This window comes from Paenibacillus medicaginis (assembly GCF_042138635.1).
In the GTDB taxonomy this organism is placed as follows: Bacteria; Bacillota; Bacilli; order Paenibacillales; family Paenibacillaceae; genus Paenibacillus; species Paenibacillus medicaginis.
Genome location: NZ_JBHIRY010000044.1, coordinates 16,093 through 38,621 on the forward strand (window position 1 = coordinate 16,093; position 22,529 = coordinate 38,621).

Here is a 22,529-nt window from a genome sequence, read left to right on the forward strand (position 1 = left end):
ACAGACTCTTTAAGAGACTGCCTTCTTTTTGGCCCTTATTGCTTTTCTTTCTTCCTGCTCCCATTTCCTGAGCAGCGGATACGGATCAAAGGACCATTCCGTCAAGCCGCTGTCCCGGTAGATCCCGTAATGGAGGTGGGGAGGGAACTTACCCTGTGTGCCCGGCCTGCCGTATCCGGAGCTTCCCACCCAGCCAATGATCTGGCCGGGCTTTACAAGATCTCCGTTACGGAGGTTTTTCTCGAAGCCTTGCAAATGAGCATAGTAGTGGTATCTGTTATCAATATCCCGGATTCCGATTCTCCATCCGCCGAACGGATTCCAGCCTTTGACTTCAATGACCCCGTAGCAGGTGCTGCGGACAGGTATACCGTATCTGGCGAACAAATCCGTTCCTTCGTGTATTCTGTAGCCTCCCCAGCTTCTGCCTGTTCCCCATGTGCTGCGATAGGAATAGTCAGTGCCAAGCGGCAGGGGAAAGGCGTGCTTATGAAGGTCCAGAGTGCCGAACGTCTGGTACAGCTTGGTAAACTGCTGAATCCGCTGCACAGCACGGGGATTATGATAGTACTCCCACAGGGCGATATGGAAGTTATCCTCTGATTTTCCGAATGAGGCAACATGGGATGCCATGGTGTACAGAAGATCCTTGTCGTTGTCCCTGCTGGCTATGCCGTCACCGGAGCCGTCTTGCCCATAGCCGCCAAAAAAGGCGATCGAGCTTGGATTGCTGTCGTTCTGATCGGGATTCAGCCAGCCGGACCAAGCCATTTCGCTGTAATAAATGCCTGTCAGTCGTTCATTATGCTTTCTGTCTTTCGGATGGGCAAGGGTAAGGGTGCGCTCGTATTGATCAATGGCTGCCAGGCGCTCCCAGGGAACGCCGGTTGCTTTCTGCATGTGGTGGTACAGAATCAGTCTGGCGTTATAAAGCTGCATTCCGGTCAGTGCTTCTGCAGGAGGCTGCGCTGCAACCCCTGCTTCCGCTCCTGCGGCAGGTGAGGCCATCCATACGAAAAGCAGCGTTCCGGCCAACAAGACCGTCAGCAGCAGCGGCATGCGAACTGTGTGCAGGTTGAAAGGCAAAGCACATCCCCCTTTCGACCGGGCCTGTATGCCCGTTTTGATAGGACTGCCGCAGTTCATGGATCAGGCAGTGCTTTTCATTAGATTTATCCTAAAAGAAGCATTTTATCCAAACAGAAGGGTCTTTGCTTAAAAACAAAGAATGGAGGCTTTCCCATCGCTTTCATGTTATAATATACGGCGATGACAGTAACCTCATTAGAAAGAAGGTTCATGACATTGTCCAAAAAAGTAAAAGAACCTAAACCCGATTGGATCCGTATCAAGCTGACTACGGGGGATAATTATCAGGAAATAAAAAGTATGATGCGTTCAAAGACACTGCATACGGTTTGCGAAGAGGCTCGCTGCCCTAACATTTACGAGTGCTGGGCAAACAGGACAGCAACATTTATGATATTGGGTGATATTTGCACTCGGGCCTGCCGGTTTTGCGCGGTGAATACCGGGTTGCCTACAGAGCTTGATTTGCAGGAGCCGGAACGCGTAGCCGAGGCTGCGGAGAAGATGAACCTGCGCCATTGTGTCGTTACGAGCGTAGCACGCGATGACCTTAAGGATGGCGGAGCGTCCATATTCGCTGCAACCGTTAAAGCGATCCGCAAGCGTCTGCCGCTGTGCAGTGTAGAGGTGTTGATCCCGGACTTCTTGGGAAGCAGAGAGTCCCTGCAAATCGTGATGGATGCCAAGCCGGATATTTTGAACCATAATATCGAAACCGTTGAACGTTTGTCGGATACCGTACGTGCCAAAGCCAAGTACCGCCGTTCCCTCGAATTGCTGCAGCGTGCCAAGGAAATGCAGCCGTCGATCCCTACCAAATCCAGCATTATGCTTGGCGTGGGCGAAGAGTGGGATGAAATACTGCAGGCCATGGATGATCTGCGGGCTGCGGGCTGCGATATTATGACGATTGGCCAATATTTGCAGCCGTCCGAGAAGCATCTGTATGTGAAAAAATATTATCCACCTGAGGATTTTGCGAAATTGAAGGAAGAAGGATTGAAGCGGGGCTTCAGCCACGTGGAATCCGGCCCGATGGTACGCAGCTCCTACCATGCGCATGAGCAGGTGAAATCGGCCGCTCGGCATAAGGAAGAAGGCGCCGTTTCGCAGGCTTGATCGGGGAAAGGCGGTATGTACCTTGTTTCAGATAGGCGGCAAAATATACGAACTTGTACAGGACTATAAAAATGGATGGAACCCCGAGGCCTTTCGGGACCGCTATAGCGAGGTGCTCGACCGTTACGATTACATCATCGGCGATTGGGGATATAATCAGCTTCGCCTGAAAGGCTTTTACCGGGAAGGGCACCCTAAAGCGAACAAGGATTCTTCCATCATTGTTCTGTCAGACTACATTAATGAATACTGCAACTTTGGTTGTGCTTATTTTGTGCTTCACAGAGTTCAGGGAGCGGCGGGCGCCTATGCCGAACCACTGGATGCCGCCGGAACAGGTGAACAGGAGCTTCAGGAAGAGAGCGGTGTGCAGCAGACTGATGTCGAGGAGCCAAGAGTGCGTGAGCACCAGCATCGTGATTTGAGGCAGTCCCGCGAACGGGAACGGCGTGAACGCGAGTCGCGTGATTTCAAGCGGCCGCGGGAAAACCGCCAAAGCCTGGACAGCCGCAAGCTGCGCTCAGGCCGTGAGTCCCAGGATCAGCGGGAAGCAAAAGGCAACCGCTTTGAGCGGAATTCGGAGCAGCGGGACAAGCAGCCGCGCTTTGCAAGGGAGCAGGGGATCCCTCCGGCTCAGCAGGGGAAACATAGTGAAAGGCAGACACAAGAACATAACAGCACCAAAAGCGACAGCGGTTCCTGATTTCAGGAACCGCTGTTTGTTGTGCTTCGATCCGGGGATCAATTCAAAAAAGCATTCCGGACCCGGTCCCAAAAAGGGTAGGGACGGTAACGGGCAAAGCTGACCTTGTCCTTCGCCACCTGGCATCGGACAGACACCAAATCGTCAAGCTGGATATTCAAATGGTCCACGGTCAGCAGCAGCCGCTGTTCTTTCCGGGAAATAATGTCACAATGATGATGCTTGGGCAGCATCAGTGGAGAGCCCAGCGTCCGGAAGACGCGATTGTTGATGGAAGCGATCTCGCTCAGCTGGAGCGCCTCAATGGTCGGATGCACCATCGCGCCTCCCAAAGCCTTGTTGTAAGCCGTACTGCCAGATGGGGTGGATACGCATATTCCGTCACCGCGAAACATTTCAAAGGCGATGTCGTTAATATCGACCTGGGCGACAATAGTACCGTCTACGCCTTTTAAAGTAAACTCATTGAGCGCAATAAAGGAGTCGCTGCCCGATTTCTTGTGAATCTCCAGCTCAATGAGGGGATATTTCACAATCCTCGGATTGCCGAAGCCTTCCGGTCCGTTGACACTCATCAGCTCTACCAGTTGTTCGAGCTCGTCCGCCCGCCAGTCGGCATAAAAGCCCAGGTGGCCCGTGTGCACACCTACAAACGCAATATCCGGAATCTGGTCCGTAAATGTATGAAACGCATGCAGCATGGTACCATCTCCGCCAATCGAAACCACGATCTCCGGAGATTCCGCATCCAGCTTGAAACCTTTATTTTCGGCGAGACGGTGAAACTGCTGACTCAGCTCAATGGAACGCTTATCCCCGCGATCCAGAACATAATATCTCAAGGTGAAAAGCTCCTTTGTCATGTGTATATATCGATCATAATTGCAATTGGACGCAAATGCAATCCATGAGCAGGGTGTTTTTCCATGAGAAATCCCCTGCTGTCATTCCGGCCGCTGCAGCAGCTTGAAGAAAAAACGTGCCAACAGGGAAAGCAGAACGAGAGCAGATAGTGCAACAGCAAAGATAAGCGGCGTATAAGCAACAAGCTCAGGAACGGGATTGCGTGAGGCGACCCAAAGCGATTGGAACACCTGAACCGTTTCTTCATTTCCCATCAGCGGCTTCCACATAAGAAGCAGCAAAATAGGGGAGATCACGGAATGAAGCGCACGCGCGAGCAGAAAAGGCGGGTAACGGAGATTCGTATCGTTCAGGATGCTGGTGATCTGCGCATGCACGGACAGACCTCCCCATGAAAGCACAAAGACTGCTGCCGCAGCTTTATAGACCAATGGAACGCCTGACACGGCTCCTGCCGAGCTTGTACCCAAGGTCACTTCGAAAATACCCCCGACGATGGCATCCCCAAGTGCAGTGGGCATTCCTGCCCCTGTGAGTACAATGTTGGCGCACTTGTACAGCCATTGCATCAAACCCGATTTGCTCAAGGATTCCAGCAGCACGGAAAAGAATACAACAAGGCCTCCAACGACAATAATAAGCCTCAGGGAAGATTTCACGGAGTCGCTCAGCATTTCTCCGAAAGGGCGCCCATCCTTCAGGCGCGCCTGATGCATCGCCAGCAAAGCCTCACGCCACCCGGCTTGTCCTTGTCCGCTTGGACTTGAGGAAGCGGGAGCATGGGGGGCATGGAAACGCATCAGAAGACCGATCAGAAGCGCCCCGAGGTAGTGGGACAAAACGATAACTATGGCGATGGACGGGTTGTGGAAAAATCCGACAGACACGGCCCCGATCAGAAATATGGGATCTGAAGATGTCGTGAAGGCGACCAGCCGCTCGCCCTCCTCGCGGGTCAGCAGCTTCTGCTGCCACAGCTTGGCGGTCAGCTTGGCTCCAATCGGATAGCCTGATGCACAGCTGATGGCAGCCACGAATCCTCCGCAGCCCGGAACGCGAAACAAAGGCTTCATCAGCGGGTCCAGCAGTGTGCCGATTCCGTGTACAATGCCGAAGCCGAGCAGCAGCTCCGATATAACGAAGAACGGAAACAGCGACGGAAACAGCACATCCCACCAGATGGCGAGCCCCCTTACCCCGGCCTGCAGCGAAGCCAGAGGGTGGACAGCCATAAGTAAACATGTGATGAACAGGGAAGCGCTGAGCAGTATAACGGACCATTGCCGATAGACAGGCACGGAATCCCTCCTTGGGGCCACTGATTTGCATGATAAAAGGGCCTAGTTCACCATATGATCCGGGCTGGACAAAGAGTACAAAAAATGACGGATGAAGTCCGTTCTATGGCTGTACTTTTGTTTTTAGTATGTTAAAATAATGAAACCAACGATAAAACTCTTGAGGATGGAGTGATAACGATGAGTGTCGTTGCCGGTATTCTCGTTTGTGCGTTTGTATATGTCATTCGTGCCTCTCTCGTCCATCCCGGTGAAGAGGATTGGCGGAGTTACTAATATTTCTGGGTCGTGGCGCTGTTGGCGCCATTTTTTTGCTTTTTAATGCTATAATATAAGCGTCTTGCATTTTTGAATCCAATGAAGAAAGTTGGCGGATATGTGAATTCTAACTTATCCATTTATGATAATCTGGGCGGAGAGGAGGGGGTGCGAGCTCTGGTGGAAGCCTTCTATCCGAGAGTTCAAAAAAATCCGCTGCTCGCCCCCCTGTTCCCGGAAGATATTCGTCCCGTGATGGAGAAGCAATATATGTTTCTCAGCCAGTTTTTTGGCGGCCCGCCCCTTTTCTCTGAGGCATATGGCCACCCCATGATGCGGGCGCGTCATATGAATTTTCCAATTACGGTGGACAGAGCGGACGCATGGCTGGAATGTATGGGTGGGGCACTTGCGGAAGTTGGCGTGGAGGAGCCTTTTCGTACATTTGTGCTGGAGCGGTTGTCGGGACCGGCTTATCACTTTGTGAATACCCCAGGTTAATTAAGTTGTTATCGGGAAAGGGATGTAGTCATTGGAAATTGAAGCTTTATACACGATCAAACTGAATTGTGCGTACTGTTCAGAAGAGTATAAGACATCAAGAGTAAGACCCAGCCTGAAAAAGGCGGTCCGCACCGATTCCGATTTTTGCTGTTATTACAAACACGAAAATCCCGACTATTATGTAGTCCGTATTTGTCCGAACTGCGGCTTTGCCTCCACGGAGCATTCGACAGACAAGCTAAATGATGCGCAAAGGACACAGTTTGCTGAAAAGATCGGCAGCAGATGGGAGAAAAGGGATTATGGCGGCGAGCGTACATGGAAGAATGCGCTGGAGACCTACAAGCTGGCCCTGCTATGCGCGCAGGTCATCGGTGAAAAGGAACGTGTCATCGCCAGCCTTCTGCATCATATCGCGTGGCTGTACCGGTATGAAGCCATGGAGACGGAGGAGCTGCGCTTCCTGACATTCAGCCTTGAATCCTATATCAAAGTGTACGAGCTTGAGGGTGTGGGGGGCAACAATGCGAAGCTGCTGTACCTGATTGGCGAGCTGCACCGCAGAACCGGCAATTTTCACGAAGCTGTACGGTGGTTCTCACGAGTCATTAACGACAAGAGCGTCACGGACGCGGCCATGATCAGGGCTTCCCGTGAGCAATGGGGCGTCCTGCGCGAGCAGATGGTGGCCAAGAATATGGGCCTTCCGGACGAAATGCGGGAGCCCTCCTGATAAGGCTTCGCATGATTGCAGGGGACATGGGAAAAGTCGGTACCAGGAGTTTTAGTTTAGTCCTGATACCGAAGCCCCCTGCAACTGCAATCATTTTAGCTGATTTCGGAGCGGAACATCGGCCAGCAGGTAATCCCCGTCACAATCAACCAGAGTAACTCTGCTGTGACAGCAAGGAAAGACGAGCAGTTTTTTCTTGCCTCCCTGAATTTCCTTGATTTCGCGGGGCTTGAGCGGCAGCAGGACGTGATCCGTACCGCAGAAAGGGCAGTCCTGAACGTATACGTCTCCCATGACGACATCGTAAGGCCAGGTGCGTTCGAACGGAATCATGCTTCCTCTTTCTGGCCGCTGCCGCCTTCCGGCTCTGTCTTTGCCAGCTCCGCAAGCTTCTGCATCAGAATATGCTGCGGCATATGCATCAGATTTTCAATGGGCACACCGAGCTTCTCTGACAGCTTAATGGCCGTTTCGGGCGATATTTGCAAAGGTCTCATGATTTTACCTCCTACATACTTATGAGCATAAACATATCGGGTTTCTCTCATAGGGATCATTCTACTTAGTTATACACTGAATACAGGGGCAGTTCAAATTTCGACTGTCCTTTTATTCAACCATTGATTAACCATTTCTGTGAAGGGTGGAAACAAAATGAAAACACCGTTACAGCAAACCTGGGACCTGGAGTCTATTTTCAGTGGAGGATCCTCCTCTCCTGCATTTGCTGATTACTTGAATGCCCTCGATACCGATATCAAAAGGCTGCTCGCCGAGGTGAAAGCCGCTAAAGCGCCGCAAACCGTACAGGATACCGAGCGTCTGGACGGAATACTGGAGCTGCTGCAGGATTGCGGCAGCCGCACTTCTCAGGCGACCGCCTTTGTCGAGTGTCTGGGGGCACAAAATCAGGATGACAAGGGAGCGGTCCGTCTTGGTGCACACATCCATTCGCTGCGGGCGCTGCTGGAAACAGCCCGAACAGTTTATCAGAACATTCTCCGCACGACTGATGACGACATCTGGGCTCGCTGGCTGGAGCGAGACAGTATTAAGCCGGTTGCGTTCGTGCTGAATGAGAGTCGTGAGGAAGCCAGGGAGAAAATGGCGCCAGAGCTGGAAAGTCTTGCTCTTGATCTTGCTGTAGACGGTTATCACGGCTGGGGCGGATTTTATGACACGATTGTCAGCAAGGTATCCATTCCCGTGGAAGAGAACGGAAAGGTTGCTCATCTGTCCGCAGGGCAGGCCGCGAATAAGCTTCATCATGCGGATCGAGCAGTAAGAGAAAAGGTTTTTGCACAATGGGAGAAAGCGTGGGCGGACGTGGGGGACTATTGTGCTGACACCCTTAATCATTTGGGGGGCTTCAGACTGAAGCTGTATGAAAACCGCGGCTGGCACGATGTGCTTAAGGAACCGCTCAGTATCAACAGAATGTCCAAAGAAACGCTGGATATGATGTGGCAGGTCATCGTGGAGACCAAGCCTGTGCTCATCAAATATCTTGAGCGCAAAGCCAAACTGCTGGGAGTCGAGCGTCTATCCTGGCATGACATTGAAGCTCCGCTTGGAGCCTCCTCGGAGCATATCAGCTATGACAAGGCGGCTGTGACCATCATCGAGCAATTTGCCAAGTTCAGCCCGGATATGGCCGCATTTGCCGAAATGGCTTTCGAGAAAAGCTGGATTGAAGCGGAGGATCGTCCCGGCAAGCGTCCGGGCGGATTCTGTACCTCGCTGCCTGTAAGTAAAGAAACCCGTATCTTTATGACCTATGCGGGTACGGCCAGCAATGTATCGACACTTGCGCATGAATTGGGGCACGGCTACCACCAGCATGTCATGGATGAGCTTCCTGAGCTGAATCAGAACTATGCCATGAATGTGGCGGAGACCGCTTCGACGCTGGCTGAGCTTATCGTTTCCGACGCGCTGGTTGAGGCAGCTCCGAACGAACAGGAAAAGCTGGCATTGCTTGAGGACAAAATTCAGCGCAGTGTCGCCTTCTTTATGAACATTCATGCACGTTTTCTGTTCGAGACCCGGTTTTATGAACAGCGCAAGTCAGGTATCGTAGGAGCAGAGCAGCTTTGTGAGCTGATGGCTGAGGCGCAGAGGGAAGCGTATTGTGATGTGCTGGCAGAGGTGCATCCGCATTTCTGGGCATCCAAGCTGCATTTTTATATTACAGATGTTCCGTTTTATAACTATCCTTATACATTCGGCTACATGTTCAGTGCGGGGATTTATGCCCATGCGCAGAAGAGCGGTGGTTTTGCCAAAGAATATGACGAATTGCTGCGCGACACCGGTCGTATGACGGTGGAAGATTTGGCAAGCAAGCATCTGGGAAGCGATTTGACCAAGCCGGATTTCTGGCGTGGTGCAGCCGAGCTTGCTGTGAAGGATATTGAGCTATTTTTGAGTATGACAGAGTAAAAAAGACAGGGAGATCCTCATGAATTGGGGATTTCCCTCTTTATTTTTTTATGGGGGAAAATCGGGTTTATTGGCGTCTTTTGCAAATGATGTCGATTTAAGTGGCAATTTGTTGTCCAAAATCATAAACCATGTATAAATATGAGAATGTACTAGGGATAAACTACCATTTATGTTGAGTAATATTGAATAGGTCATGATACTCACATATAATATGAGACATAAGGCCTATTAACAATGGTTTTATATAAGTCTAAAGGAGGTATTATATGATCAAGATGGAGCAGCTATCGCTGGCCAGACAGGTAGATATGGTCTTTCGAGAGTTGGATGACGAGTTATCGGGTCTGGATTCGGGAATTGTGTTTTTACAAATTCGTAATAACGTGGTTGGCAAATTTGGTATTCGCCATTATCCGGTGGAAAGCAGGGGCGGCCGAATGCAGGCAGCGGAGGCAGGTTTAAATGCGCAGCAGCGTTCGTCCTTCCGCAGCGTGGCACTGGAGGCCCTTCAGTTGAAGCAAAAATGGACGCATGGGGAAATTTCATACGAGTTTGCAGTCAGGCAAGGGATGATCGTTGTGGATACCACGATAGAATCCAATTATAACATGGCTAACCTTATGATACGTTATCCCAAGCATCATACATATCAGGAAGCAAAAACGGAATCATCTTAATTTATTCATTCATTTGTATAAATGAGGAGAGCGGCCTGTAGAGGGCCGCTTCCTTTTTTGATCATATGATCTCATTTTACGATTACTTACCGGATTGGCCTGCGATGGATGCCTCAGCGATTTGTACCAGACGCTTCGTGATGTAACCTCCGAGCGAACCAGCTTCTCTGGAAGGCATATTACCATAATAGCCGTCCTGTGGAATCGTAATGCCCAACTCCTGAGCTGCCTCATATTTCAACTGCTGCAGCGACGCATTGGCTTGAGGCACGACCAGGTTGTTGCTGCGACGGCGACGGCCGCCTTGATTCGTTTCGTACATGATGCTCACCTCCTTCGGCTGTGGTGAGGTTAGTATGCTACAGCATTATGAAAATATCCGCCGAAGGAGGGAGAAATAAAGAGGTAAATTAGGGCAAAATAATTTCAAGACAAGTATGCAAATCAACGGTTTGCCGGGGTTCCAGACGAATCAGGCCTGTAACATCTTTTCCCTGCTTCAGATTGGGAGCATCCGGCAACCAAGTGTACGGTTCTATGCACAAAAACTGGTCTGCCTCTCCCTTCGTATATAAAACCCAATGTTTAAAAAACTGTTCGTCTGCACTGTATTTAATGCTGTACCCGTCATCTCTTGCAAGAAGGGCAACGGCCGGGCCGTCTGCGACACGCAGAGGGGTATCCAGGTTCTGATCCTTCAGGGATATCCCCTCCGGCAATTGTGCGAGCGCCCCCAGTCCCTCCACTTCACCGGTAGGCAGTAGTTGTTCGTCCAGTGCATATATTCCATTCACTGGCAGTTTGAGCGACCATCTCTCCGGTTCTCCGTCGAGCAGAAACCATGTGTGATAGCCGATGCCGAAGGGAACGGCCGTCTCACCCTGATGAGTAACCTTCAAGGTCTGGCTGAAGCTGCTTCCTTCAAGACGGTACACCATTTCCAGACGAAGCGGCACAGGGAACTGTCTCATCCAATTTTCGTCATTGTCGGTTAAAAATTCAGTGGTAATGCTGCAGAAATCATCGTCTTCTTCAATATCACTGACACACCAAGCCTGGGTGCGATGCAGTCCATGGATATGATTGTCATTGGCTGTGTTGCGGTCGAACTGGTATTCCACCTGATCGTAGACAAAATGCCCTCCGCGGATTCTTCCTGGCGGAATCAGCATGGGAATACCGAAGTGATATGGCTTTTGCAGGTAAAAGGATAAATCCTCCTCGGCCGGTTTACGCAGGATCTCCCGACCGTTTATATTATCCCGCATCGAGATAACATTATTGCCCAAACGCGGCAGCAGTGTGACTTCCAGTTCCCGGCTATGTAGGATGTAAGTGTCGTAACCGTTCCAATGCCCTTTGGTCACTTGTTTCATATCCAATGCTCCTTTGTCCACTGTAATCGGCTCTTCTCCGTACAGTACTATGATAACAGATTTTGCGTCTGCAAGTGCAAATGGAGATTTGACAATAAACTCCTCCGGAATTATTATGAATACAAATAAGATGGCAATGCGATGAGAAGGACAAGTAAGCACTCAGGTATACACTTCAGAAAGCCGGTGGCTGATGCGAACCGGTGTGGACCGATTGCCGAATGGACCTTGGAGCGCCAAGCGGAACAGGAGACATTCTCTCCCCAGTATGCTGGCCGACTGTTCCCCGTTACAGGAATCTTAAGGCAGATGGTTGATGGATAAATGACCCTCTGTGAATAAGGGTGGTACCACGGTCTCGCGTCCCTTTGGGGGATAGCGGGTTTTTTTGCGTTTCGGGAGTTCGTTGATTGGAAAAGAAAATGCCAGGAGGAGTAGCAAATGAAAACCGTATTATCGGGAATTCAGCCCAGCGGACAGCTGACACTGGGCAATTACATTGGAGCAATGAAAAACTTTGTTAACCTGCAGCAGGATCATCGCTGCTATTTTATGATTGTCGATCTTCATGCCATTACCGTGCCGCAGGAACCTGCACAGCTGAGGGAGCAATCCGCCGCAGTCGCTGCGCTTTTTGTCGCCGCTGGCATTGATCCTGAAAAATCCGCTGTCTTCATGCAATCCCATGTCCCGCAGCATGCCGAGCTCGGCTGGCTGATGACAACGCTGACGTCCATGGGTGAGCTTGAAAGAATGACACAATTCAAAGACAAATCAGAGGGGAAAGAATCCGTAGGCGCTGGTCTGTTCGTGTATCCGTCGCTGATGGCGGCCGATATTCTGCTTTACAATGCTGACCTCATTCCGGTGGGAGAAGACCAGAAGCAGCATCTTGAACTGACCCGTGACCTGGCAGGGCGTTTTAATCACCGCTACGGGGAGTATTTCACCGTTCCGGAGCCGTATATTCCTGAAATAGGGGCTCGTGTGATGTCGCTGGACGACGCCTCCAAAAAGATGAGCAAAAGCAATCCGAATCCGGGAAGCTATATTGCACTGCTGGATGAGCCGTCTGTCATCCGTAAAAAAATAAGCCGGGCAACAACGGACTCGGATAGTGAGGTCCGCTATGATCCGGCAGGCAAAGCAGAGGTCAGCAACCTGATGACGATCTACAGCCAATGTACGGGTTTATCGCTGGCGGAGGTGGAGAAGCGCTTCGAGGGTCAAATGTATGGGGCATTCAAGAAAGAGCTGGCGGAAGCCGTAGTATCTGTTCTTGAGCCTCTGCAGCAGCGTTACCGGGATATTCGCGAGTCCGGGGAAATGGACCGCATTCTTGCCCGGTCTGCCGAACGTGCAAGAGAAACGGCAGCCGTTACACTGGCTGCCGTCAAAGAACGTATGGGATTTCTAATGCCGAAAGGCTGAAGCGGGATAAATCAGCCGCTGAAGGCATCCGTTAAGCCTTGATAGAGCCAAGGCTCTATCAAGAGCGGCTTTGTCTCGCTTTGGTCGCAAAGCCCCATCCGATATTTAGCACGGATGCAAGGCCTAAGCCGACGGCGAGCCACGCGGAATGGCTGATGGAAATGGCTGCTGCGGTGAGCAGCAGGATGGATGAAGCGGCAAACCACATGGACAGGGTCTTGCTCATGGGAAAAACCTCCAACCTAAAATATTTTATTTACGGGAATAAGTTGATGAACGAGAGCCATAATAAGTTTGCAAGCTTGCAATGAACCTCATCCAGAAGACTGAAAGGAGATTCCAAATATGGCACGTCGTCGTTCAAGAGGATTGCTTATCCAACAATCTGGTGCTGCTCTGGATCAACTCAAGTATGAAGCGGCTCAAGAACTGGGCATCTCAATTCCGCAAGACGGTTATTATGGCAACATGGTGTCCCGCGAAGCCGGATCCCTCGGAGGATACATCACCAAACGGCTCGTTCAACAAGCAGAAGCTTCCCTGGCAGGAACTGCCGGGACTCAAGGAACTGCTGGGCGTTTCAACTAACAGGTTCGACCAAGCGAACACGGACAGGATCTATTCTAATCTTGAAAGCACCAATGGACGAAAGTCCGGGGCGTCATCGCTCCGGCTTTTTCTTTTTTTGTACGTCTATCATGTATTGTGAATCAGAAGCATGGATACGTCAAGAGGGCGCTTACATAATTACATGGCTGCATTTTTGTACACCGGATTGGAAAACAGGTATAGAAAAACGGATGCTATGGCAATATTTATGAGAACAGTCCAAGAGAATCAGTATAAATGTACGATCTTTGTCAAACTCTCAAGAATGACAATGTGATAAAATTTATATTCGGAGGCGGACTTCCTCCGATGTTCTGCGGATTATAGAATTATAAGTTTGCAGCAGAGCTGAATCGTTAAAGGAGGAGTTACTTAACGTGAATAACTTTGGATATAAAGCTTCCTCGGATGGGGCTGCTGTTACGGTATCTTCCAAGCCGCCAGGCGGTGAAGCCGGGACATGGAAGGATTTTATTACTGTAACCAAACCCGGTATTCTGCGAACCAATCTGGTCGCTGCCTTTGGCGGCTTCTGGCTGGCCTCTCAATGGGATGTTGATTACATTAAAATGATTCTGACGATGCTGGGTACCGCCCTGGTCATGGCTTCCTCCTGCGTGTTCAATAACTATTTTGACCGCGAACTGGATATGAAAATGGAGCGCACGCGCAACCGCTCCCTGCCAACCGGGCGTCTTACGCCAACTACTGTACTTACCTATGCTATAATTCTAGGCATTGTCGGTCTGGCGGTCCTGTTCTTCTTTTCAGGTGTGCTTGCAGGCCTGCTCGGCATTTTGGGCATGTTCGTGTATGTTGTTATTTATACACTTTGGCTGAAACGCTCGTCCACCTGGAGTACGTCCGTCGGCGGCATTTCCGGCGCTATGCCCCCGGTTATCGGTTATGTGGCTGCGTCCGGCAAGATTGATGCCGGGGCTTGGCTGCTGTTCGCGCTGCTGTTTCTCTGGCAGCCGCCGCACTTCTGGGCGTTGGCGATCCGCCGTGTGGAAGAATACCGTGCCGCAGGATTTCCGCTGCTGCCGGTCGTTAAAGGTGTGGAACGCACAAAATGGCAATGTATCCCTTATCTGGTTCTGCTGATTCCGGTTCCTATTTTGATGTATGCTTACGGATACACAGGCTGGGTCTTTATGGTTGTAACTTTGGTCTTGTCGCTCGTATGGCTTATCTTTGCTGTAATAGGCTTTAAAACGAACGATAATGAGGCCTGGGGCAAGAAAGTGTTCCTGTTCTCCATCAATTATTTGACGATCAGCTTTTTGCTGATGATTTTCGATACGGCTCACAAGGCATTGTAAGATTTGACCGGGTTCCGCTTAGCGGAACTCTTTTTTGTATTCCCGGCATCGGTGTCAAAAGGATTCTCCTAATGGGGATTGTTCAGGATAGAGGATGAATTCATCCAATCCTGCTTTTTCAAGCTGGCCGATAAGATACTCATCCGGTGTTCCCTCGACACCCGCATATCCCTTCCTGGTATAAATATGGAGTGCGTCAGGGAAGGAATCGCGCAGCATGCCGCGGATCTTTTTGCCTGAGCTATCGTTATCCATAAATAAATAGACCTCATCGTGTTTGGCCTGCTTGCGCAGGGAATCCAGCTTCATCGTGTTCAGTGTGCCGAAGGTGCATAAAATGCGTACTTCGGGATCCAGCAGCCTGCGCAGCTTGCTGCGGTCGTTTTTGCCCTCGACAATTATAGTGACCGGCATCGGGCATACCCCCTCAAGTAAGTAGCTTGTCGTGATTCCCCGGGAAATGATGAATGGCTATATATTTGTAGTGTAGCAACAAAGCGGAGGATCATGCAAAAGCAAAAAAGTGACTGTCCCAGAAGGTCCATTGACCTCATATGTATGCTGTGAGACGCTCCGAGAACGAATCATTCCTCCAATCGCAGTTGACCCCAAATTTCTAATGATTGATTTTTTTGCGGTAGAAATTTGGTGCCAAAGGCGAACGCTATCGCTTTTCCGGAATTGCTTCGTTCTCTCCGCTGCTCCGTGCTGAACTTCTACATAGAAAATAGGCCAACCGCTAGCTTCTGGTTGACCTATTAATATAAAAATGGGAAGTGGAAATCGCCAATCCCTTGCGATTTCTAACTGGCAAGACAGGCCAAGAACAGGAGCAAATTACTCTTGTTCTCGGCCTGTGGCTCTTTATGTTTACCTGCTACAAGGAGGTTTGTGTAGTTTGACACCGTTAATGCATTTGACAACCGCTTACGGAGCAGCTTCTAATAATTGTTATTATAGCGTTTTTTATGCTGCCTTTTTGGCGGCTGGGACGGAAACAGGATGGGGAATCCGTCGTAAGGGAGTAAATGCAAGTCCGATCATAAGAATCAGGAAGGCGGCAAAAAAAGGCGAGAAATAGCCGTGCATCTGACCCGCCAGGACCGGACCGATGAATGAGCCGATAGAGGTTACAATGGATTGCAGCGAAAAGGTTCTGCCCAGATGTGATCCGCCCAAGGTGATGAACAATGAGGCCATTGCCGGAAATATAACACCTTTCGTGGTGCCAAGCAGAAACAGCAGGAGGCCCAGAGGCGCTTCAGTAACCGCCATCAAATAGAAGCAGAGGGCCATCAGGAATATACCGATGATGAGCCGGCGAATGGGTGAATAACGGTTAAGAAAAAGCATGCTGAGCGTAAGCAGAGCGCCAAGACTGATGATGGAAAATAGAATACCCGTTGACATGATGGAGGCGCCGCCCGCTCCGTGTAGCGGCAGTTCATAGAACAAAATTCCCTGAGCGCAAGCAATGACGAAGGGCGGCAGGAAGTAGCGCCAGTCGGGAACAATTCGTCCGGTTGTTTCCGTATCTGCCGATTCGGCAGCTGTTGTGATGGCGGGTCTGGTTTTGGGAAGTGTAAAATAAGCCATGATTCCGGTCGCAATGAGAATAAGCCCCAGCGACCCGAAGGTCGTTCTGAATCCGAAGCTGGCGACGATGAATGCGCCGGCCGCCGGAGAAATGACCGATGCGGAGGTATGTATGACACCATGTCCAGACATATATTTTCCCTGTGTGACGTGATCATCCGACAGCCGCGCAAGCATCGTCAGACAGGCGGGGGACAGAAATGCGAGCACAAATCCGCTGAAGGCCCGCAGCACCAGCAGCTCCCATGGGGAAGTGATGAAGGCCTGAAAGATCAATATGATTCCTGCCGCCACAAGGCTCATCATAATATACCGCCTGCTGCCATGGCGGTCTACACCGGGGCCAGCCAGCAGGTTGCCCGGCAGATGTGTCAGGGAATAGATGCCCATCATCCAGCCAATAAAAGTAGGTGCAGCACCTAAGGATACGGCATAAGGAGTGAGCATCGGATACTGGGCGTGAAGATCGAAAAAAGCAATGAACAGAAACAGATACAGCCACAGCGCTGTTTTCATGCCGGGTATCCCTCTCTTCCTGATAGCTTGGCACATATTGCCTGTTGTACATCTTACGCCCGGGCGGACAAACATAGACCGTATTTTCGCAAAGACGGGCCGCGGCTGACAGAGCCTGCTGAAATCATGTATAATTACTTATTGGAAGTTTGAATGTCCGTGGACGACTAAACCGGCAATGCAGGAAGTGGAGTGTATATAAAAAAATGGATGTAAATGTCTGGATGGAGTTTTTAAAGCAGAACTGGCTGGTCATTTTAATTGTCCTGATCGTGCTGTTCGCGGTGCTGAACCTGGTGAAAACGCTGGTTAAGTGGCTGATTGCGGCTGTCATTGTAGCGGCTCTGCTGATTTACAGCGGCATTTCCATTGACCAGATCAGTACAGTGGTAACGAATGTCCGCAACGAGGCCCTGAATATGATGGTGAAAGAAGCGAAGGATGCGAAGTATGAATCCAATGATGATGGAACCTACACCGTTTCGAGCAGCAATATAAAGGTAGCGGGACAAAGCGGCAGTGATAAAGTGAAGGTATCGTTCCGGGGGGTATCGCTCGGTGAGTGGAGTGTCACCGAAGCCGTCGCCGATTACGTGCAAAGCGCGAAGAACCGCTCGTCGGCACAGTAATCAGGAAACCGAGGAGGAAAGCAATGGATAGTCAGTGGCTGGAGAGCATTCTCCGGTTGAACGGAATTACAGTGGTTTTAATCGCCATCGTGTTGTTGTCGTTTATACAGGGCTGGTGGCGCGGCGCTTCCAGATCGGCGGGAGCGCTGTTTGATTTGTTTGTTGACGGCATCCTTGCCGCCGCTGCTGTTGCCAGCTCATTAGGATTGGCCGCATGGTTGTCTCCGGTCGTTCAGCAGCGGCTGGCCGTCTTTGCCGGGGAAATGCCGGAGCGGGAATTAAGCACAGCCGAGCAGCTATGGTATACGGTGCTTCATATCGTGCAGATCTTTCCGCTTTTGCGTTTTGCCGTGTTGTTTCTTTTGAGCTATTTGATTCTCCGCTTCGCGCTAAGTTTGCTGTATGCAGCCCTGATGGGCAGACGCCGGATAGACATTTCGGATTCTGCACGGAGCAGGACAGGGTTCTTCAGCAGGCTTGCCGGAGCCGGTATCGGTGCCGTCATCGGGGGTGCGCGGGCGATTATGCTCATTGCCGTGCTCTTTATCGGTGTAAGCCTGTACCCGGAAAGTGGCTTCAGCAGCTACGTACAGGCTTCTCCGGTGTACAGGGAAGGGGCGCAGACGGTTATCGCCCCGCTTACCGGCGGGCTGGTCAAGGACAAGCTGCCTGTCATTACGCGGGCGGCGGAGCAGGAGCTCAGCGGCATTTTGCAGCGCAAATACGAAATCATCGACCGCAGCATACCCGATGATATCGGGGCGGCTGCAGGCCAAATTACAAGCGGCGCTACCAGCGACGAAGAGAAGGCCCGCCGTCTGTATGATTGGGTAGGCACAAGAATTTCGTATGATTACGGCAAGGTCGAAGACTATGAGCAGCGTGGTGTGTGGCATGAGCAGACACCACAAAATACGTTCGATACCCGCAAGGGCGTATGTATTGATTATGCTCGTTTGTATGCGATAATGGCCCGTTCCCAGAACCTGGACGTCAAAGTAGTCACGGGCCTGGGGTACAATGGCCAGGGCGGCTACGGCCCTCACGCCTGGAACGAGGTATATCTTGCGGAGGAGCAGAAATGGGTGCCGCTGGATCCGACATGGGCACAAAGCGGAGACTGGTTCAATCCCCCGAATTTTGCCCAAACCCATATAGAAGACCGCCTGATTTAATCTGCCTTTCAGGTTAGCTTAAGCATATGATGCTAGAATATTCACGTTATATTCCTGAAAAAGGAGAGATCGGAGCCGTATGAGACAGATAAACGGCGAACAGGAAAAGCATAGTGAAGCCGAAAGCCGTAAACGGTTCAGCTTCCGGATCAACCTTTTCTTTTTCAGTTCGTTTCTTATTTTCACCGTAATCATCGTTAGGCTGGCCATTCTGCAGTTTGTGGAAGGGCCGCAGCTGAAGGAAGAAGAGACAGGCAGCATCACCAAGAGCGTACCGCTTCCTCCCATTCGAGGAACGATATATGACGCTACGGGAGAGAATAAGCTGGCTTATTCCACCCCCATTCAATCCTTGTATATTACATTAGACAAAAATTACAGTGACAGTGCCGAAAGCCTGCGGGACCCGGATAAGAAGCTGCTTCCCGAGCTTGAGCAGATGACGAAGAAGCTGGCCAACCGCTTTAACCAGTACGGTGCTGCGGATGCGGAAAAACTTACACCTGATCTGATACTGGAAGCGATGGACCGCAATTATCGCAAAGCCAACGGTTTTACGCCCCGTTTGATCAAAGCGGACCTGAGCGAAAAAGAGATAGCTTATTTTTTGCAGCATAAGGACGAGTTTCCCGGTGTGGAGGTCGTTGAGGAGAACGTGCGGCACTATGACCCGGATACCGTTGCGGTGCAGGCTGTCGGTTATGTGAAAAATTACAGCAGCGCCCGGCAGGCAAAGTCCCTCGAGAAGTATCAAGAGATTCAGAAAACGAACTCCGCCGAAAACGATCCGGGAGTCGTATATCTGGAAAATGAAGCGGTCGGGTTCGACGGTCTGGAGTATCAATATCAGGAAGAATTGCGCGGAAAAAACGGCTACAAAACAGTGCCTGTTGATCCGCGTAACATGCCGCAGGGCGTAGAATCTGTAACCCCTCCGGTCAAAGGTTATAATGTGTATTCTACGATTAATAAAAATGTGCAGGTGAAGACCGAGCAGGCAATTACAGATCAATTGAGGTGGTTGCACAGCAACGCGGTATCGGGGAGCACGCATCCATATGCCAAAACCGGTTTTGCCGTTGCCATGGAAGTGGATACTGGCAATGTGGTGGCGATGGCGAGTATGCCTGATTACGATTCCAACTACTGGAGCTCGGGCAGCATCAGCACTGCAAATTATAAGAAAATTGAAAATATATATTTAAACGGTACGATTCGCTCGTTCCCTTCCGGACAGCCGGGAGATCATCCGGAATCGGTCGTTTTGCTCGGCTCAACCATCAAGCCGTTGTCCGTGCTGATTGGCCTAGAGGAGAGGCTTATTACAACTTCAACCTACTACCAGGATACAGGTGCTGCTTACTTTGGCCGGAACAATTCTTCTAGGGTGAAGAACTCCTCAGGACACGTTTATGGCGGACTGGACCCGGCTTCTGCGATCAGACACTCTTCCAATGCTTTTATGGTGGATATGATCGGTGAGAGACTGTATAACAAGTATCGGACTAACTCGGAACTGGACCAGGGTGTTGCAGTCTGGGATAAATATATGAAGGAGTTTGGCCTTGGAGCGTATACTGGTGTAGACCTGCCGAATGAATGGAAGGGCCGGAGGGAGTATGTGAATGAAAAGGAGACTGCCCTCTCCAGGTTGGCTTACGCCTCCTTTGGTCAGCAGGGGAAATATACGACTATGCAACTTGCTCAGTATGCAGCCATGCTGGCAACAAAGGGCAAACGAATGGAGCCTCATATGGTCAGCCAGATCAAGGATGATGAAGGCAATGTTGTGAAAACGTTCAAGCCGAAGGTACTGAACGAAGTTGATTTTCCGGACGCCTACTGGAATGAGATATTACGCGGGATGGCTACGGATGTATCGGCCTTTGACGGCTTCCCGTATGATTTTGCACGCAAAACAGGTACATCCCAGCAGAGCGTCGGCCATGAACTGGTAGATAATGGGGTGTTTATCGCCTTCGCACCGCGCAACAATCCGAAGCTGGCTGTAGCGGTAGTCGTGCCAGAAGGTGGCTTCGGTGCCTACAGCGCCGGACCGATCGCCCGTAAAATATTTGATGCTTATGATGATGAGTACGGGCTGGACGGTGTTCCAAAGAAAAACAAGAACAAAGAGGAAGACACTGAGCAGCAATAATTTTCTTCTATACAAATATGCAAAAAGGCATCCGGTGAGCATAACTCACTTGGGTGCCCTTTTCTTTTGTATGCTGTCAACCCTAAAGCGTCTTCAGGAGGCTTATATGCCTCAAAGTTAAGCATGAAGGATATATCTTGTCCATTTAATCTTTTCATAAATAGCCCGCCAAATGATTTTTGATAAAACTCAGAAGAATATGAACTTTCACCCAAACCAGACACCCGATATTTTACAATTAGAGTTTGGGTGTGCTCAGGTGACTTAATATAAGAATACTGATATTCCATAATCCCATACCAGATGAGAGATGCTATAAGGGAGAGAATCAGAAAAGGAAGCACTAAAACGAACACAATTTTCTCTTTAAATGTGAATAACAGCCACCCAAGTAAAAATACGTTGTAAAACACAATATAAAATTCTGGTGGTTTAAAAAAAGGAACAGGATAATAATCAAAATGCTTCGACACGCCCAGTAAGATATCGGGAATAATGATTAACAACAATAGTATAAAAATATGATTTTTTCTAATCTTGATGACTAGCTTCTCATACATAATGATCCTCCCTAAATACTCATAATTCGGTTTGCCTGAGGAAAAAAATAACTTTAACTGACCTAATAATATCTTATTTACAGACCATTATTCAAAAGCGCTAACAGAAATCAAGCTCTAAAATTTGAAAGCGTTTTACTCATAATCAAAAAACAACAGAATTCTTTCGGATGTTTTCTAAAGTTTGTCGGATATTATGGCGCTTGATCGGAGGCTATAATTAGACCAATGAATAGGTTTACAAACGAAAACAGCTAGATCAGGAGGCTTTTCATGAAAATCACGAGACATCCGGAAAATCCGATAGTTGTGCCAGGTTTGTTCGAATGGAGAAAAGTAACCGTATTCAATCCGGCCGTCATCATCGATAACGGCAAGTTTTATATGATTGAACGTACGGCGGGCTCGCTGACTCCGTGCAAAAATTTTCTGGGTTTGCTGGAAAGTGAAGATGGCGTTCATTTTACACATGTTAAGGATGAGCCGATCCTTACGCCGGATGAACTGGGCTTTCCTTACGGCAGTGTGCAGGACCCGCGCATTGTTAAAATCGACGATACCTTCTATCTGAATTATGCGCTGCGTCCGTGTGCCATGAGCTATTACCCGACTGGCGCGGGAGTACCGGAAAGATCCATCCCTGAATATCCGGACGGCTGGGGCGAGGATCCCGGACATTGGCTTACCCGTTCCAGTATTGCGACTTCCCAAGACCTGATTCACTGGGAGTACCTATGTGACACAACCGAGCTTGATATTAATGATCGTGACAATATTTTGTTCCCGGAAAAGATTAACGGCAGATATGCGTTGCTGCGCCGTCCGGAAGAGTATATCGGGGAGGAGTACGGCACGGAAAAGGCCGCTATGTGGATTACGTATTCGGACGATCTGATCCATTGGGATAAACCCAAGCTGCTGGCCAAAGCCGAAAATGAAAGCTGGGAATTCAAGAAAATTGGCGGCTCTACGCCTCCAGTACGTACAGATAAAGGCTGGCTCGTGCTGTACCATGGCGTAGATGAAAATACAGTCTACCGCGTCGGGGCGATGCTGCTTGATTTGGACAATCCCGAGATCATCATTGCCAGAACCCGCAACTTTATTATGGAGCCGGAAACCTATTACGAGAAATTTGGGTATCAAATCCCGAACGTCGTTTTCCCGACAGGCAATGTGGTTAAAGACGGACTTTTGTATATTTATTACGGGGTGACGGATACAGCCATTGCGTTGGCGACCGTTCCGCTGGATGAATTGGTGGAGTACATTTTAAACGAACCGCAGTAAAACTATAAGTAGGATGGTGGCGTACGGAGGGGAAAACGGGTTGGGGAATCGGCAGCAGCCTGCATGTCCAACTAGAAATGAAGTACCGTCTATGAGCGGTATTTCTTGTGCGCCTCACAGTCGCACCATCTAGGTGGTTCAAATCCACCCGGTAACTTTACCCTTTAAAGTGCCGTA

Annotated in this window: 24 protein-coding genes and 1 other annotated feature; of the genes, 13 read left to right on the forward strand and 11 right to left on the reverse strand. The window is 50.0% G+C overall.

The genetic code is table 11. The features are described from left to right. Positions 1–9: 9 nt before the first annotated feature. Positions 10–1,059: a M23 family metallopeptidase gene (locus ACE5LO_RS25710; protein WP_375522789.1), complete on the reverse strand. Its 1,050-nt coding sequence runs from the start codon at positions 1,057–1,059 to the stop codon at positions 10–12. Positions 1,060–1,305: 246 nt separating this feature from the next. Here ACE5LO_RS25710 and lipA point away from each other — a divergent pair, with 246 nt between their 5' ends. After that, entirely contained in the window at positions 1,306–2,208 is a 903-nt protein-coding gene (lipA, locus tag ACE5LO_RS25715; protein ID WP_375522765.1) for a lipoyl synthase, read from the forward strand. A gap of 22 nt (positions 2,209–2,230) precedes the next feature. Continuing rightward, positions 2,231–2,911 carry a YutD family protein gene (locus ACE5LO_RS25720; RefSeq protein WP_375522766.1) on the forward strand — a complete coding sequence of 227 codons (681 nt, stop codon included), beginning with the start codon at positions 2,231–2,233 and terminating at the stop codon, positions 2,909–2,911. Positions 2,912–2,949: 38 nt separating this feature from the next. On the opposite strand, the gene ACE5LO_RS25725 is transcribed toward ACE5LO_RS25720, so the two are convergent. Continuing rightward, positions 2,950–3,753 (reverse strand): NAD kinase, encoded by an 804-nt coding sequence (locus ACE5LO_RS25725; RefSeq protein ID WP_375522767.1) that lies wholly within the window; start codon positions 3,751–3,753, stop codon positions 2,950–2,952. A gap of 102 nt (positions 3,754–3,855) precedes the next feature. Next, positions 3,856–5,073: a dipicolinic acid transporter SpoVV gene (spoVV, locus tag ACE5LO_RS25730; protein ID WP_375522768.1), complete on the reverse strand. Its 1,218-nt coding sequence runs from the start codon at positions 5,071–5,073 to the stop codon at positions 3,856–3,858. Between the two features lie 378 nt (positions 5,074–5,451). Here spoVV and ACE5LO_RS25735 point away from each other — a divergent pair, with 378 nt between their 5' ends. Continuing rightward, positions 5,452–5,832 carry a globin domain-containing protein gene (locus ACE5LO_RS25735; RefSeq protein WP_375522769.1) on the forward strand — a complete coding sequence of 127 codons (381 nt, stop codon included), beginning with the start codon at positions 5,452–5,454 and terminating at the stop codon, positions 5,830–5,832. A gap of 31 nt (positions 5,833–5,863) precedes the next feature. Beyond that, on the forward strand, positions 5,864–6,568 hold the full coding sequence (locus tag ACE5LO_RS25740; protein ID WP_375522770.1) for a DUF2225 domain-containing protein: 705 nt from the start codon (positions 5,864–5,866) through the stop codon (positions 6,566–6,568). 90 nt (positions 6,569–6,658) lie between these two features. On the opposite strand, the gene ACE5LO_RS25745 is transcribed toward ACE5LO_RS25740, so the two are convergent. Further along, the gene (locus ACE5LO_RS25745; RefSeq protein WP_375522771.1) at positions 6,659–6,901 is read right to left on the reverse strand and encodes a hypothetical protein; all 243 of its coding nucleotides are present in this window, start codon (positions 6,899–6,901) and stop codon (positions 6,659–6,661) included. Then, positions 6,898–7,065 (reverse strand): YycC family protein, encoded by a 168-nt coding sequence (locus tag ACE5LO_RS25750; RefSeq protein ID WP_375522772.1) that lies wholly within the window; start codon positions 7,063–7,065, stop codon positions 6,898–6,900. The genes ACE5LO_RS25745 and ACE5LO_RS25750 overlap by 4 nt, the downstream gene beginning before the upstream one ends. Before the next feature lie 157 nt (positions 7,066–7,222). Here ACE5LO_RS25750 and ACE5LO_RS25755 point away from each other — a divergent pair, with 157 nt between their 5' ends. Continuing rightward, positions 7,223–9,010, forward strand: a complete 1,788-nt coding sequence (locus ACE5LO_RS25755; RefSeq protein ID WP_375522773.1) for a M3 family oligoendopeptidase — start codon at positions 7,223–7,225, stop codon at positions 9,008–9,010. 269 nt (positions 9,011–9,279) lie between these two features. After that, positions 9,280–9,690: an O-methyltransferase gene (locus tag ACE5LO_RS25760; RefSeq protein ID WP_375522774.1), complete on the forward strand. Its 411-nt coding sequence runs from the start codon at positions 9,280–9,282 to the stop codon at positions 9,688–9,690. 82 nt (positions 9,691–9,772) lie between these two features. On the opposite strand, the gene ACE5LO_RS25765 is transcribed toward ACE5LO_RS25760, so the two are convergent. Together ACE5LO_RS25765 and ACE5LO_RS25770 are read right to left on the reverse strand one after the other, a co-directional pair. Further along, positions 9,773–10,012, reverse strand: coding sequence for an alpha/beta-type small acid-soluble spore protein (locus ACE5LO_RS25765; protein WP_375522775.1), 240 nt, complete (start codon positions 10,010–10,012; stop codon positions 9,773–9,775). 88 nt (positions 10,013–10,100) lie between these two features. Next, the gene (locus tag ACE5LO_RS25770; RefSeq protein ID WP_375522776.1) at positions 10,101–11,066 is read right to left on the reverse strand and encodes an aldose 1-epimerase; all 966 of its coding nucleotides are present in this window, start codon (positions 11,064–11,066) and stop codon (positions 10,101–10,103) included. A gap of 132 nt (positions 11,067–11,198) precedes the next feature. Further along, positions 11,199–11,437: a binding site (T-box leader), on the forward strand. Between the two features lie 70 nt (positions 11,438–11,507). On the opposite strand from ACE5LO_RS25770, the gene trpS reads away from it, so the two are divergent. Then, the gene (gene trpS, locus ACE5LO_RS25775; RefSeq protein ID WP_375522777.1) at positions 11,508–12,497 is read left to right on the forward strand and encodes a tryptophan--tRNA ligase; all 990 of its coding nucleotides are present in this window, start codon (positions 11,508–11,510) and stop codon (positions 12,495–12,497) included. Between the two features lie 58 nt (positions 12,498–12,555). Here the strand turns inward: trpS and ACE5LO_RS25780 are convergent, their stop codons facing one another. Further along, the gene (locus tag ACE5LO_RS25780; protein ID WP_375522778.1) at positions 12,556–12,723 is read right to left on the reverse strand and encodes a hypothetical protein; all 168 of its coding nucleotides are present in this window, start codon (positions 12,721–12,723) and stop codon (positions 12,556–12,558) included. 119 nt (positions 12,724–12,842) lie between these two features. On the opposite strand from ACE5LO_RS25780, the gene ACE5LO_RS25785 reads away from it, so the two are divergent. Next, positions 12,843–13,085 carry an alpha/beta-type small acid-soluble spore protein gene (locus ACE5LO_RS25785; RefSeq protein ID WP_375522779.1) on the forward strand — a complete coding sequence of 81 codons (243 nt, stop codon included), beginning with the start codon at positions 12,843–12,845 and terminating at the stop codon, positions 13,083–13,085. Between the two features lie 398 nt (positions 13,086–13,483). After that, positions 13,484–14,428: a heme o synthase gene (gene cyoE / locus ACE5LO_RS25790; protein ID WP_375522780.1), complete on the forward strand. Its 945-nt coding sequence runs from the start codon at positions 13,484–13,486 to the stop codon at positions 14,426–14,428. Between the two features lie 54 nt (positions 14,429–14,482). Here the strand turns inward: cyoE and ACE5LO_RS25795 are convergent, their stop codons facing one another. Together ACE5LO_RS25795 and ACE5LO_RS25800 are read right to left on the reverse strand one after the other, a co-directional pair. Then, positions 14,483–14,842, reverse strand: coding sequence for a toprim domain-containing protein (locus tag ACE5LO_RS25795; RefSeq protein WP_375522781.1), 360 nt, complete (start codon positions 14,840–14,842; stop codon positions 14,483–14,485). Positions 14,843–15,394: 552 nt separating this feature from the next. Next, positions 15,395–16,540 (reverse strand): MFS transporter, encoded by a 1,146-nt coding sequence (locus ACE5LO_RS25800; protein ID WP_375522782.1) that lies wholly within the window; start codon positions 16,538–16,540, stop codon positions 15,395–15,397. Between the two features lie 206 nt (positions 16,541–16,746). Between ACE5LO_RS25800 and ACE5LO_RS25805 the strand changes: the two genes are divergently transcribed. The 3 genes from ACE5LO_RS25805 to ACE5LO_RS25815 all read left to right on the forward strand — a co-directional run bounded on the left by ACE5LO_RS25805 (position 16,747) and on the right by ACE5LO_RS25815 (position 20,502). Next, positions 16,747–17,169, forward strand: a complete 423-nt coding sequence (locus ACE5LO_RS25805; RefSeq protein WP_375522783.1) for a hypothetical protein — start codon at positions 16,747–16,749, stop codon at positions 17,167–17,169. 23 nt (positions 17,170–17,192) lie between these two features. Continuing rightward, positions 17,193–18,344 (forward strand): transglutaminase domain-containing protein, encoded by a 1,152-nt coding sequence (locus ACE5LO_RS25810; protein ID WP_375522784.1) that lies wholly within the window; start codon positions 17,193–17,195, stop codon positions 18,342–18,344. A 79-nt stretch (positions 18,345–18,423) separates the two neighbouring features. After that, complete coding sequence (locus ACE5LO_RS25815; protein ID WP_375522785.1) at positions 18,424–20,502, forward strand: peptidoglycan D,D-transpeptidase FtsI family protein; 2,079 nt, start codon at positions 18,424–18,426, stop codon at positions 20,500–20,502. On the opposite strand, the gene ACE5LO_RS25820 is transcribed toward ACE5LO_RS25815, so the two are convergent. Further along, entirely contained in the window at positions 20,427–21,062 is a 636-nt protein-coding gene (locus tag ACE5LO_RS25820; RefSeq protein WP_375522786.1) for a hypothetical protein, read from the reverse strand. The genes ACE5LO_RS25815 and ACE5LO_RS25820 overlap by 76 nt on opposite strands. A gap of 273 nt (positions 21,063–21,335) precedes the next feature. Between ACE5LO_RS25820 and ACE5LO_RS25825 the strand changes: the two genes are divergently transcribed. After that, positions 21,336–22,352, forward strand: a complete 1,017-nt coding sequence (locus ACE5LO_RS25825; protein ID WP_375522787.1) for a glycoside hydrolase family 130 protein — start codon at positions 21,336–21,338, stop codon at positions 22,350–22,352. Positions 22,353–22,529: the final 177 nt, after the last annotated feature.